Below are 13,093 nucleotides of genomic sequence, written 5' to 3'. Positions count from 1 at the left end.
GATGGCATTTGAAAATCTTTCCAATAAGCTGCAGGAGGTATTCAAGCAGCTGAGAAGTAAAGGCGTGCTGACGGAGGCAGATGTAAAGGCTGCCATGCGAGAAGTAAAAATCGCCCTTCTGGAGGCAGACGTTAACTTCAAGATTGTTAAGGAATTTATTAAAAAGGTAACAGAGCGGGCTGTCGGTACGGAGGTACTGCAGGGGCTGAATCCCGGTCAGCAGGTCATCAAAATCGTAAACGAGGAACTGATTGCGCTGATGGGCTCCACACAGGCGCAGCTGACCTTTTCCAGAAAGCCGCCCACTGTTTTCATGATGGTTGGCTTGCAGGGTGCAGGTAAAACAACCACAAGCGGCAAGCTGGCAGGACAGCTCAGAAAGCAGGGCAGAAGTCCTTTGTTGGTTGCTTGTGACGTTTACAGACCTGCGGCAATCAAGCAGCTGCAGGTGGTTGGGAAAAATTACAACATTCCCGTATTTGAAATGGGTACAGAGGTCAGCCCTGTTGAAATTTCAAAAAAAGCATTGGAATATGCGGCACAGCAGCATCATGATGTTATCTTAATCGATACGGCAGGTCGTTTGCATATCAATGAGGAGCTGATGCAGGAGCTGCAGGACATCAAAACGGCAGTCAGACCGCAGGAAATTCTGCTTGTGGTCGATGCAATGACAGGGCAGGACGCAGTTACGGTTGCGGAAAGCTTTGACGGTCAGTTAGGCGTAGATGGTATTATTCTGACAAAGCTGGACGGTGACGCACGAGGCGGTGCGGCGCTTTCTGTCAGAAGCGTAACCAACAAGCCTATTAAATATATCGGTATGGGCGAGAAGATGGAGGATTTGGAGCCGTTTTATCCCGACCGAATGGCATCCCGTATTCTGGGGATGGGCGATGTACTTTCTCTGATTGATAAGGTGCAGGCGAATATTGATGAGCAGGAAGCGCTCGATATGGCAAAGAAAATGCGTGCCAACGATTTCACACTTGAGGATTTTCTTGCGCAGATGCAGCAAATTAAGAAAATGGGGCCCTTGAAGGATTTGCTCGGCATGATGCCCGGCATTCCCGGAATGGGCAAGCTTGATCTGGAATCGGCGCTCAATGGGGTAGACCCCCAGAAGGAAATGGCAAGAACCGAAGCCATTATCCAATCCATGACGAAGGAGGAAAGAGCAAATCCTTCCATTCTGAATGGACCTCGAAAGAAACGTATCGCCGCAGGCTGCGGCAGAAGCATTGCAGATGTCAATCGCCTCATCAAGCAGTTTGAGGAAATGAAAAAAATGATGAAGCAGATGAACAATATGCAAAAAGGGAAAAAGGGTAAATTTCCTTTCTTCCGTTAAACAAAGACACTTATTCCGTCAGGATTAAGAAATAAAAGGCAAAGAAAAAATAAGAATTTTTAAAAGCAGGAGGACAAAATCATGGCAGTAAGAATCAGACTGAAAAGACTGGGCGCAAAGAAGGCACCTTTTTACAGAATCGTTGTAGCAGATTCCAGAACATCCAGAAACGGCAGATCTATCGAAGAAATCGGTATCTATGATCCTACAAAGGAACCCGTTGTTCTGAAGGTAGATGCAGAAGCAGCAAACAAATGGCTGGCAAACGGCGCACAGCCTTCCGATACAGTAAAGGCTCTGCTGAAAAAAGCAGGCGTAATCGGCGAATAAATCCTATTTAAGGGAGGCCGATTTATGAAAGAATTGTTAGAAGTCATTGCAAAAAGACTTGTGGAACATCCCGAACAGGTTGTGGTTGCAGAAACAAATAACGAACGTGCTTTGATTCTGGAACTGAAGGTTGCTCCCGAGGATATGGGTAAGGTCATCGGCAAGCAGGGCAGAATTGCAAAGGCAATCCGCACTGTGGTAAAAGCCGCCGGCATCCATGAAGACAAAAAAATCATCGTGGAAATTGTGCAGTAAGCAGAGGAAAACGGTGACGGCGGTGGGATTTTTCCTGCCGCCTTTTTCATATCAGATAAAAAGGAATGGGTTTCATATATGGAAAATTATTTTGAAATCGGTAAGATTACCGGAACACACGGGATTCGCGGCACGATGCGCGTTTTCCCGACCACGCAGGACCCGACTCGCTTTGAGCGGCTGAAGGAAATTACCGTGGAGATTCGCGGCAAGCAGGAGCTTTTTCACATTCAGAAGGTGGCATATCAGAAAAATATGATTCTGCTGACGGTAAAGGAAATCAATGACATCAATGTGGCGGAGCTGTATAAAAATGGGCGGATTTTGATTCCCGATGCTGCTGCGATTCCTCTGGAGGAGGATGAATATTATACCCGCGACCTCTATGGGATGCAGGTTGTGACGGATGAGGGGGAAGCGCTGGGCGAGCTTGTGAAGATTTACGAAACGGGCGCGAATGATGTGTATGCGGTGAAAAAGGATGGGGACGCAAAGGAGCTGCTGATTCCTGCCATTAAGGACTGCATTTTGAAGGTAGACATTGATGCGCGCGTGATGACGGTACATCTTTTGGAAGGACTGAGATAAAATGAAGCAGTTTTTCGTGTTGACGCTGTTTCCGGAAATGATAGAGCAGACGCTTTCGCACAGCATTATGGGCAGAGCGCAGAAGGAAGGGCATATTTCCGTTGAGGCGGTGAATATTCGTGATTTTACGCAGAATAAGCATAAGCATGTGGACGATTATCCCTATGGCGGCGGCGCAGGGCTTGTGATGCAGGGACAGCCGATTTATGATGCCTATCAAAGCCTTCTGCCGAAAGCGGAGCATGCGCGCGTGGTTTTCATGACACCGCAGGGCAGACCCTTTACGCAGCGTGTGGCAGAGGAGCTGGCGCAGGAGGAAAATTTGGTTTTTCTTTGCGGACATTATGAGGGCATTGATGAACGCGTGATTGAGGAAATTGTGACGGATGAAATCTCTCTGGGGGATTTTGTGCTGACGGGCGGCGAGCTTGCGGCAATCACCATCATTGATGCGGTTTCCCGTCTGGTGCCGGGGGTGCTTGGAAAGGAGGAATCCTTTGAGGATGAAAGCTTTTCCGAAGGGCTTCTGGAATATCCGCAGTATACGCGTCCGCCTGTGTTTATGGGCAGAGAGGTGCCGGAGGTGCTGCTAAGCGGACATCATGGAAATGTGGCGAAATGGCGGAGAGAGCAAGCACTCATTCGTACTGCAAAAAAACGCCCCGATTTGCTGAAAAAGGCGGTGCTGACGAAACAGGACATTGCATTTTTGCAGAAGCAGGGCATTACAATAGAAGAAACGGAATAAAAAAAGGAGCTGTTATTCAGTTCCTTTTTCGTATACATAGATATTTATTTGATTGATATTTATTTGTTCATATTGCGGATGTGCATATAAACGGTGTTTTTGGAAATACCCAGATGGTTTGCGATGGTGATAACGGAATCCTTCAGATTGAAGATACCCTTCTGATACAGCAGGGAAATGATTTCCTTATTCTTATTGGAGGAAGAAATCGTGAGGTTGCTGTAAACGGTTTTTTTGGCATCCTCCAGTGCATTCAGCATCAGCTCCTCTGTATTTTCTACAAAGGTTTCGGAGATATTTTCGGATTCTGTTTTCGTGATGGGCGTGAAGGTCTGCATGAAGGAAAGCAGGGGGGTATTCAGATAATAATTGATGCAGAACAGCCCGATAATCTGGTGCTTCTCCCCAAGAATGGCGGAAATAGACGCTTTAAAGGCTTCGCCGCGTTTGTTTTTGGCAAAGTAGGTGACGTGGTTCATGCCGGGGGTTGCCATCATTTTATTGACAAAATTCAGTGTAACCTCGGAAATGGGCGCACCAACCTGTCTGCCGGAAAGATGCCCATTCACAATTTTGACAACAGAAGCATCCAGCTGTGTCAGGTCATGAATGATGACCTCGCAGTTTTCTCCCCAGAATTCTGCCAATCCGTCCGCAGACAGCATATAGGATTCCAAAATGGCTTTTTCTTTTTCGCTCAGAATTGTAATTGAATGATCCATAGAGTACCTCCATGCACAAATAAGCTGTTTTTACAGCTTGAAAAACGGTTTTTATATTCTTATCATACAGGAAAGGCAGATGTTTTTCAAGAGGGGAATCGTAATTTTGATGAAAAAATTTAATTTCGCTGAACAAATTGTTACCATAAAACAAAAATTGGAAATCCGTTAAAGGAGCGTTAAGAAAATCCGTATCCGTCTATCTTAACGGAAATTTTATAGTTTTCGGAGAGATTCTTTTTTATAATAAAAACAGGTAAAGCAAAAGCGACATAAAGGGGTGGGTCAGAATGAGAAAAACCTTGATTTATAAAAAAAGAGTACAGGATGAAACAGGCAGAGAATATATCCTGTGGTATTCTCTGGTGATTCGTGTCGCAGAGCACGGGCGAATTTATGGCGTGGAAATAGAAAAAACAAACGAATACGGACGGCAGGAGCGGGCGCTGATTGCCGGTATCTCCGAAGAAAAAAAGGAAACACAGTATTTTCTGGAAAGACTCTGGTGCGGAGCTGCCATGCCGGCAGAGCTGAATGCACTGTATGATGATTATATCGGCGAAAAGGAATGGCAGGATGACAGAGGAATTTACGCCGCTTGCTAAGAGAAAACAAAGCCTTGGTTTAAAAGCTAAGGCTTTCTTTTTTTGCAAAAAAGCATGCTTGTAGGATATCGTGGGAGGCAAAATGGATGGTTTTTGTAGGAATTGGTGAAAAATCGGGGCGGAATGAAAAAGATTTCTCCAAAATACAAGGGGTAAAACCGTTGCAAATGGGAAATGCGACCGTTATAATGAAAAAATAAAGTGGCGGTTTTTCTACGAAAGAAAGGAACAGTATATGAGCGAAAAGGTTTCTGTACCCGAAATTTTTGGGATGAATGTATTCAACGATGCAATGATGCGTGAGCATCTGCCGAAAAAGGTTTACGAGGAATTGAAAAATACCATTGAACGTGGGGAAATGCTTAATTCCGAGATTGCGGATATTATTGCCAATGCAATGAAGGATTGGGCGATTGAGCGCGGCGCAACCCATTATACGCACTGGTTTCAGCCAATGACAGGGATTACGGCGGAAAAGCATGATTCCTTTTTAGCGCCTCCCTCCAACGGAAGAGCAATTATGGAATTTTCCGGCAAGGAGCTGATTAAGGGGGAATCCGATGCGTCCTCCTTCCCCTCCGGCGGTCTGCGTGCGACCTTCGAGGCGCGCGGCTATACGGCTTGGGACTGTACCTCTCCTGCATTTTTGCGTGAGGATGCGGCAGGGGTTACCTTGTATATCCCGACGGCGTTCTATTCCTACACAGGCGAAGCACTGGATAAAAAAACACCTCTGCTGCGTTCCTGTGAAGCGGTCAGCAGACAGGCAATGCGTATTGTGCGTCTGTTCGGCAACCGGACTGCGGAAAAGGTAACGGTCAGCTGCGGCGCAGAGCAGGAATATTTCCTGATTGACAAAAATCTTTATCAGAAAAGAAAAGACCTGATTTTTACAGGGCGTACCCTTTTTGGTGCGGCTCCCCCGAAGGGGCAGGAGATGGACGACCATTATTTCGGCAGTATTAAGGAAAGAGTTGCCTGCTTCATGCACGAATTGAATGTGGAGCTATGGAAGCTGGGTGTGCCTGCAAAGACACAGCACAACGAGGTTGCACCTGCACAGCATGAGCTGGCACCGATTTTTGAGGACTGCAACAAGGCAACAGACCATAACCAGCTAATTATGGAGGCAATGAAGCGAATTTCCGGACACCATGATATGACCTGCCTGCTGCACGAAAAGCCCTTCGCAGGCGTGAACGGCAGCGGCAAGCATGTAAACTGGTCTCTGAGCACGGATGATGGGCAGAATCTGCTTGATCCTGGGAAAACACCGCATGAAAATGCACAGTTCCTTGTATTTCTGTGCGCGATTATCAAGGGTGTGGATGAATACCCTGAGCTGCTGCGCCTTTCTGCAGCCAACCCCGGCAACGATCATCGTCTCGGCTCGCAGGAGGCACCGCCGGCAATCATTTCCATCTTTCTTGGCGATCAGCTGCAGGATATTTTCGACCAGATTGAGCATGGCGAAGCAACGAGCAGCCTGCAGGGCGGCAGAATGAGAGTTGGTGTAAACACGCTGCCTGCACTGAAAAAGGACGCAACGGACAGAAACAGAACCTCTCCCTTCGCCTTTACAGGGAATAAATTTGAATTCCGTATGCCGCCTTCCTCTGCATCTATTTCCGGTCCGAATTTCTCCCTGAACACGATTGTGGCAGAGGAGCTGCAGAAATTTGCGGATGAGCTGGAGCAGGCAGAGGATTTCAACGCGGCAGTGCATGAGCTGGTACGCAGAACCTATGTGGAGCATAAAAGAGTCATTTTTGACGGCAATGGCTATTCTGAGGAATGGCTGGAGGAGGCGACACGCAGAGGGCTGCCCAATATTACCAATTCCGTGGATGCGGTACAGGCATTTCTGGATGATAAGGTGGTTGAGCTGTTCGGCAAGCATGGCGTTCTGAGCAGTATCGAATTGCAGGCAAGAGCGGAAATCCGCTATGAGGCCTATATCAAGCAGATTAACATTGAAGCAAAAACCATGCTTGACATGGCATCCAAGCAGATTCGTCCTGCGGTTGTGAAATATGCAGGGGAGGTTGCGCAGGCGATTATCGCCATGAAGGCTGTCGGCATGGATACCACCGCACAGGAAGAAATTTTGCAGGATATCAATGAAAATCTGAAGCTGCTCCACGAAAAGCTGAAGGTTCTTGAAGAAGAAACCGAGCGCGCAGGGGCATTGCAGGAGGATAATAAAACACAGGCATTCTTCTATCGTGACCATGTATTCAAAGCAATGAAGGAGCTGCGGGAGCCTGCCGACCGACTGGAGCTGCTGGTGGATGAAAACAGCTGGCCTCTCCCGACCTATGGGGAGCTGCTTTTCAACATATAAGCTTATTGTATGACAAGTTAAGAGCAAAATAAAAAAGAAACCACGTTTTTTTAAATGTATTTTTGAAGAAACGTGGTTTTTTCGCGCTTATCGACACTTTTTTGACAGACAAAGAACAATATTATTTGTATGACAAGTATCGAATAAATGCAAAAATTATAGATAAAATCATTGAAAAGTATAACTTTTTTACAAATGATAGTTTGGATACAATATATTTTTGACGGTTTATATGTCAAAAATTATGTATTTTTTTAAATACGAAGCAAAAAATCTGTGAATTTTCTTGCAACTGAGAAAAAGTTGCGTTATAATGAGGCCGAGGTAAGAGAAAAACAACAAAAAAATATCTAAAATATTTTCTTGATAAAAGCATAATTTATTAAATTTTCATAGAATGGCACTTTTGAAATACATTTATTGGAAATTTTGCATAAAGGTATTGTGAGAGAAACCCGAAATGGTTTGGAGGCGAAAACGATGGTAGCTGACGACAGAAGAATCAGAATTATCACAGGTCACTACGGCAGCGGCAAGACTGAATTTGCAGTCAATTATGTCAAGAAGTTGCGCGAAAGCGTAGACGGAAGGGTAGCCATTGCCGATTTGGATATTGTAAATGTTTATTTCCGCTCCAGAGAGAAAAAAGAAGAGCTGGAAGAAAAGGGAATTCAGGTAATTGCATCCAACTTGGATACGGCAGTTGCGGATGTTCCTGCGGTTTCCGGCGCGATGACGATGCCTGTCATCAATAAGGAATATCAGTATGTGGTAGACCTTGGCGGCAACGATGTCGGCACACTGGTGCTGGGCAGAATCAAACCTCTTTTGGATCATGCGGAAGCAGACTTTTTTATGGTAGTCAATGCCTACCGCCCGAATACCTCTACACCTGAGGGTATTATCGAGCAGATGGAAAATCTGGAATATGCGGCTGGGCTGAAGGTGACAGGCTTCATCAATAACACGAACCTTGTTAGAGAGACAACGGCGGAATGTTTGCTCCATGGGGACGAAGTATTGAAGGAGGTAACAAAACGCACAGGGGTTCCTGTGAAGTATGTTTCCTATGTCAAGGATGTAATGACAGAGGAAATACCAGAAGGACTTTCTGGGGAGCTTTTCCCTATGGAGTTTAATATGAGAAAGACCTGGATGTAAATTCAAATATTTATGGAGGTGTATTTTGAATGGCAAAAGGTAAAGTAACGATCAATGAAGTGATTTGTAAGGGTTGCGGCCTTTGTGTATCTGTTTGTCCTAAGAGCGTACTTGCTCTTTCTACAACAAAAATCAATCCCGCAGGTTACAATCCCGCAGAAATGATCAACGAAGATTGTATCGCTTGCACAAGCTGCGCAAAGATGTGCCCTGATTGTGCGATTGTAGTAGAAAGACTGGACTAAGAGAGGAGGAATTTTCAATGGCAAAAGTTTTGATGAAAGGCAACGAAGCAGTTGGTAAAGCGGCTATTGAGGCGGGTTGCAGATATTTCTTTGGCTACCCCATCACTCCTCAGTCCGAAGTACCTGAATATTTATCTGTTGAATTACCCAAGGTAGGCGGCACATTCGTGCAGGCTGAATCCGAGGTGGCAGCAATTAACATGGTTTACGGTGCAGCAGCAGCAGGCGCAAGAGTGCTGACAAGCTCTTCTTCCCCCGGTATTGCACTGAAGCAGGAAGGTATCGGTTACATCAGTAACGCAGGCCTGCCCGCAGTTATCATCAACATGATGCGTGGTGGCCCGGGCCTTGGTACCATTCAGCCCGGTCAGGCTGACTATAACATGACAGTAAAGGGTGGCGCAAACGGCGACTACCACAACGTAGTTCTGGCTCCCGCATCCGTACAGGAAGCTGTTAACATGGTTATGGAAGCATTCGATATCGCTGACCAGTATCTTCTGCCCGTTATCATTCTGGCTGACGGTCTGATTGGTCAGATGATGGAACCCGTTGAATTCAACTACGTTCCCAGACCCAACCTGCCCGAAAAAACATGGGCTCTGGTAGGTCACTACGGCGCAGAAAGAAGCAACATCAAAAACCTGGTTATCGAACCCGATGAATGTGAAGCATGGAACCATGATCACTTCAAGGTATATGATGAGGTTGTGAAGAACGAACAGGCTTGGGAAGAATACAAGATGGATGATGCGGAATATGCATTCGTTTCCTACGGTACAGCTTCCAGAGTTGTTAGAACAGCAATCGGCTATCTGAGAGCAGAAGGCTACAAAGTAGGTATGATCAGACCTAAAACACTGTGGCCCTTCCCTCAGAAGGCATTCGATAAATTCAATGATAAAATCAAAAAGTTCCTGGATGTGGAAATGTCCATGGGCCAGATGGTTCCCGACGTTGCATACGCTTGTAACGATAGAAACAAGGTTGCATTCCACGGCAGAACAGGCGGTAACGTACCTACTGTAGATGAAATTGTTGAATTTGGTAAAGAAGTTATGGGAGGTGACAAATAATGGCAGTTGTATTTGAAAAAACAAAAGGTTTAACAGACGCGAAATTGCATTATTGTCCCGGTTGTGCACACGGTATTGTACACAGACTGGTAGCAGAAGTTCTGGAAGAAATGGGCGAGCTGGGCAACTCCATCGTTGCAGTTCCCGTAGGTTGTGCAGTATTTGCAAACAACTACTTCAACATTGACGCAATCCAGTGTGCGCATGGTCGTGCTCCCGCAACAGCAACAGGTATCAAGAGAGTACATCCCGAACAGACAGTATTTACATATCAGGGCGATGGTGACCTTGCTTCCATCGGTACATGTGAAATCGTTCATGCAGCAGCGCGTGGTGAAAAGATTACAACAATCTTCATCAACAACGGTATCTACGGCATGACAGGTGGTCAGATGGCTCCCACAACTCTGCCCGGCATGAAGGCAACAACAGCTCAGAACGGCCGTGACCCCAAGGTAAACGGTAACCCTCTGCGCGTTTCCGAAATGCTGGCATCCCTGACAGGTCCCGCATACATCGAAAGAGTATCCATTTCCACACCTGCACAGGTAGCAGCTGCGAAGAAAGCAATCAGAAAAGCATTTGAAATCCAGAAACAGGGTCTGGGCTTCACCTTCATCGAGGTTGTAGCTTCCTGCCCTACAAACTGGGGTCTGACACCCGTAAAAGCTATGGAATTTGTAAGAGAAAAAATGATTCCTTACTATCCTCTGGGCGTATATAAAGATATCACAGTAGAGGAGGGCAAATAATTATGAGTACATTTTCTTCTATCATCGCAGGTTTCGGCGGCCAGGGCTCTCTGCTGATGGGTAAAATTATGGCTTATGCTGGCATGCTGGAAGGCAAAGAAGTTTCCTGGTGTCCTTCCTATGGTCCCGAAATGCGTGGCGGTACTGCAAACGTAAACGTAATCATTTCCGACGAAAATGTTGGTTCTCCCGTTGTTACAAAGGATGCAGACTGTATCGTAGCACTGAACCAGCCTTCTCTGGATAAATTTGTAGGCGTTGTAAAGGAAGGCGGCGCTCTGGTTGTGAATGCTGACCTTTGCACCGTTGGCGCTGTAAAGGATGGCGTTAAGGTATACGCTGTTCCCGCAAACAAAATTGCAACAGACAACTTCGGCGGCTCCAAGCTGGCTAACCTGGTTATGCTGGGTGCAGTTGTTTACGCAACAGGCGCAATTGATATTGCAGGTCTGGATGAAACATTCGCACATGTTTTTGAAGGCGGCAAAGCAAAATTCATCCCCAACAACAAAAAAGCATTTGAGTTGGGCTATGAATATGCAAAAAATCTGTAATCTTATACAGTAAAATTCGTCCTGTATCCGAAAGGGTACGGGACTTTTTTATATTTGCAGCAGAAGGGATTGTAATATTTTGTCGAAATCAGCAGAGACTTCTCTTGTTTTCTGAAATCATGCGTGCTAAAATGAAGAAAATATTCAGTATTTTGATGGATTGAAAACATGATAGGGGGGGAATGAGGATGGAAGAACAGCCGCAGCCTTTGGAAAAAGAAACGGCAGAGATAAACGGAAGCAAAACACACAGGCTAAGGGTTGTTATTGTATTTTTATTCCTGCTTACGGTATTTCTCGTTTCTGTATATACCTTTATTTTGCAGAGAAATTACAGCGAAAATACACTGGAATCGGCTGTAGAATGGAATACTCAGTGCGCTGATGCCATTCATAAGCTGGTGCTGCAAAAATTAACCGGAGAGGATTACAAAAATATTTCTACGATTGCGGATATGCAGTCAGAACGCTATCAGAGGCTGCAAAAGGAGCTGAGCGAGCTGCGAAAGCTGAATCCCACCCGCTATCTTTATACAGCGAAGATGGGGGCGGACGGCAGACCGATTTATCTGATTGATGGGCTGGATTTGGATGCAAAGGATTTTGCCTATCCCGGAACGTACATAGAAAAAGAAATGGTTCCGTATATCGAAGCGGCACTTGCAGGAGAAACCGTTTATTCGCAGGAAATCGTGGACACCGCATGGGGGGATATTTTCACAGCCTGCTATCCGGTGCGCGAGGATACCGGCGAGGTGATCGGTGCGATTTGCATGGAAATGGATATGGAGCATACCTATAAGCTGCTGGAGCAAAGCAATCGTGCGGCGGTGAAGATGGCTATGTTTGCGGCTATTGTTTTGGTGCTGTTTGCCTTAGGTGCGTATTGCCTGATACAAAAAAGTAGAACGAAAAGCGAGGAGCAGCAGGAGCAGCTGCAAAAGGCGGTTGAGGCGGCGGATGCAGCCAATGAAGCAAAATCGGTGTTTCTGTTCAATGTGAGCCACGATATCCGCACGCCCATGAATGCGATTATTGGCTATGCCGAGCTGGCGGACAGGAATCTGGACAAAAAGGAGCTGCTGCGAAGCTATTTGGAAAAAATCGGCATCTGCGGACAGAAAATGCTGTCCATACTGGATAACGTACTGGAATTATCGAGGATTGAAACGGGCAATGTGGTGCTGGAGGAAAGCGCGGCTGAAGCAGAATCGGTTCTGGATGACTGCCTGCACATGGTCAGCGCGGAGATTGAAAAGAAGCACCAGACCTTGACCATTTCCAAGGATATCATCTATCCGTATATTTATATGGATATCTCCCGTTTTACGGAAATCATTCTGAATTTAATCAGCAATGCGATTAAATATACAGGCGAGGGCGGTACAATTCGCTGCTCTGTGCGCCAGCTTCCTGCACAGAAGGATGGCAGATGTATACAGGAGCTTTCCGTCAGCGACAACGGGATTGGCATGTCAGAGGAATTCCAGAAGCATATTTTTGAATCCTTCACCAGAGAACGCTCCTCTACGGTCAGCGGTGTGGAAGGTACGGGGCTCGGCATGGGTATCGTGAAAAAGCTGGTGGAGATGATGCATGGCGAGATTAAAATACACAGCAGAGTGGGGGAAGGCTCGACCTTTACGATTCGGATTCCCTGCCGTATTGCGGCTTTTGAGGACACACAAACCAAGCGCGCACAAGTCCATCCGAATGGCAAGCCGCTTGCGGGTAAGCGGATTCTGCTTGCAGAGGATAACGATTTGAATGCGGAAATCGCGATTGCGCTTCTGGAGGAGGAAGGACTTCTGGTGGAGCGCGCGGCGGACGGCGTGAAATGTATGGAAATGCTGGAAAAGGCACCGGCGCATTTTTATGATCTGATTCTGATGGATATTCAGATGCCGATTCTGGGTGGCTATGATACCACAAGGAAAATCCGCAGAATGGCGGATGCCGAAAAGGCAGCTATTCCGATTATCGCCATGACGGCAAATGCCTTTGCGGAGGACAAACAGCGTGCGCTGGCGGCAGGCATGAATGACCATGTTGCAAAGCCGATTGATATGAATAAGCTGATTCCGACCTTGCAGAAATATATATAAGCATTTGTGAGAGGGTATCGTTTCATCAGAAAATTGACGAAAGGGTACCTTTTAAAGAAACGAAATACCGATGAAGGACAGGAGGAGCGTGCCTGTCCTTTGTTGGTATATAAGGTATTTTTTTCAATACCTTCCTTTTTATATTTCTTAAAATTTGTTTAAACGCTTGACAAAAGCATTTTTGAACGCTATTATCGAAAAGTAGTCTTGTGTAACTTTATGTCCTTTGTAGATTGCTGCAAAGGGCGTTTTTTGTT

14 protein-coding genes are annotated in these 13,093 nt (G+C 46.1%); 13 read left to right on the top strand and 1 reads right to left on the bottom strand.

All coding sequences use genetic code 11. The features are described 5' to 3' along the window. The first annotated feature begins 1 nt into the window (after position 1). The 5 genes from ffh to trmD all read left to right on the top strand — a co-directional run bounded on the left by ffh (position 2) and on the right by trmD (position 3,272). A complete protein-coding gene (ffh, locus tag EJE48_RS06265) occupies positions 2–1,351 on the top strand; it encodes a signal recognition particle protein (RefSeq protein WP_016407952.1) in 1,350 nt (449 codons plus the stop codon). Between the two features lie 81 nt (positions 1,352–1,432). Continuing rightward, a complete protein-coding gene (gene rpsP / locus EJE48_RS06260; RefSeq protein WP_016407951.1) occupies positions 1,433–1,681 on the top strand; it encodes a 30S ribosomal protein S16 in 249 nt (82 codons plus the stop codon). A 24-nt stretch (positions 1,682–1,705) separates the two neighbouring features. Further along, on the top strand, positions 1,706–1,936 hold the full coding sequence (locus tag EJE48_RS06255; protein ID WP_016407950.1) for a KH domain-containing protein: 231 nt from the start codon (positions 1,706–1,708) through the stop codon (positions 1,934–1,936). 78 nt (positions 1,937–2,014) lie between these two features. After that, on the top strand, positions 2,015–2,524 hold the full coding sequence (rimM, locus tag EJE48_RS06250) for a ribosome maturation factor RimM (RefSeq protein WP_118579125.1): 510 nt from the start codon (positions 2,015–2,017) through the stop codon (positions 2,522–2,524). Position 2,525: 1 nt separating this feature from the next. Further along, a complete protein-coding gene (trmD, locus tag EJE48_RS06245; protein WP_016407948.1) occupies positions 2,526–3,272 on the top strand; it encodes a tRNA (guanosine(37)-N1)-methyltransferase TrmD in 747 nt (248 codons plus the stop codon). 59 nt (positions 3,273–3,331) lie between these two features. Here the strand turns inward: trmD and EJE48_RS06240 are convergent, their stop codons facing one another. After that, a complete protein-coding gene (locus tag EJE48_RS06240; RefSeq protein ID WP_118579122.1) occupies positions 3,332–3,994 on the bottom strand; it encodes a helix-turn-helix transcriptional regulator in 663 nt (220 codons plus the stop codon). A 290-nt stretch (positions 3,995–4,284) separates the two neighbouring features. Between EJE48_RS06240 and EJE48_RS06235 the strand changes: the two genes are divergently transcribed. The 8 genes from EJE48_RS06235 (at position 4,285) to EJE48_RS06200 (ending at position 12,836) form a co-directional block, all read left to right on the top strand. Beyond that, complete coding sequence (locus EJE48_RS06235; RefSeq protein ID WP_016407946.1) at positions 4,285–4,599, top strand: DUF6514 family protein; 315 nt, start codon at positions 4,285–4,287, stop codon at positions 4,597–4,599. 235 nt (positions 4,600–4,834) lie between these two features. After that, a complete protein-coding gene (locus tag EJE48_RS06230; protein ID WP_118579119.1) occupies positions 4,835–6,943 on the top strand; it encodes a glutamine synthetase III family protein in 2,109 nt (702 codons plus the stop codon). 480 nt (positions 6,944–7,423) lie between these two features. Next, the gene (locus tag EJE48_RS06225; protein WP_016407944.1) at positions 7,424–8,104 is read left to right on the top strand and encodes a hypothetical protein; all 681 of its coding nucleotides are present in this window, start codon (positions 7,424–7,426) and stop codon (positions 8,102–8,104) included. 29 nt (positions 8,105–8,133) lie between these two features. Further along, positions 8,134–8,349, top strand: a complete 216-nt coding sequence (locus EJE48_RS06220; RefSeq protein ID WP_016407943.1) for a 4Fe-4S dicluster domain-containing protein — start codon at positions 8,134–8,136, stop codon at positions 8,347–8,349. A gap of 17 nt (positions 8,350–8,366) precedes the next feature. After that, complete coding sequence (gene vorB / locus EJE48_RS06215; protein ID WP_016407942.1) at positions 8,367–9,425, top strand: 3-methyl-2-oxobutanoate dehydrogenase subunit VorB; 1,059 nt, start codon at positions 8,367–8,369, stop codon at positions 9,423–9,425. After that, positions 9,425–10,177: a thiamine pyrophosphate-dependent enzyme gene (locus tag EJE48_RS06210; RefSeq protein ID WP_016407941.1), complete on the top strand. Its 753-nt coding sequence runs from the start codon at positions 9,425–9,427 to the stop codon at positions 10,175–10,177. Before vorB ends, EJE48_RS06210 begins: the two co-directional genes overlap by 1 nt. Positions 10,178–10,179: 2 nt before the next feature. Next, entirely contained in the window at positions 10,180–10,731 is a 552-nt protein-coding gene (locus EJE48_RS06205) for a 2-oxoacid:acceptor oxidoreductase family protein (protein WP_016407940.1), read from the top strand. Between the two features lie 188 nt (positions 10,732–10,919). Then, positions 10,920–12,836: a hybrid sensor histidine kinase/response regulator gene (locus EJE48_RS06200; protein WP_160117322.1), complete on the top strand. Its 1,917-nt coding sequence runs from the start codon at positions 10,920–10,922 to the stop codon at positions 12,834–12,836. The last annotated feature ends 257 nt before the right edge of the window (positions 12,837–13,093 follow it).

The organism is Anaerotignum faecicola (assembly GCF_003865035.1).
Taxonomy (GTDB): domain Bacteria; phylum Bacillota; class Clostridia; order Lachnospirales; family Anaerotignaceae; genus Anaerotignum_A; species Anaerotignum_A faecicola.
Note: the sequence above shows the minus strand (reverse complement) of the source record. Positions and strands in the feature narration are given on the sequence as shown.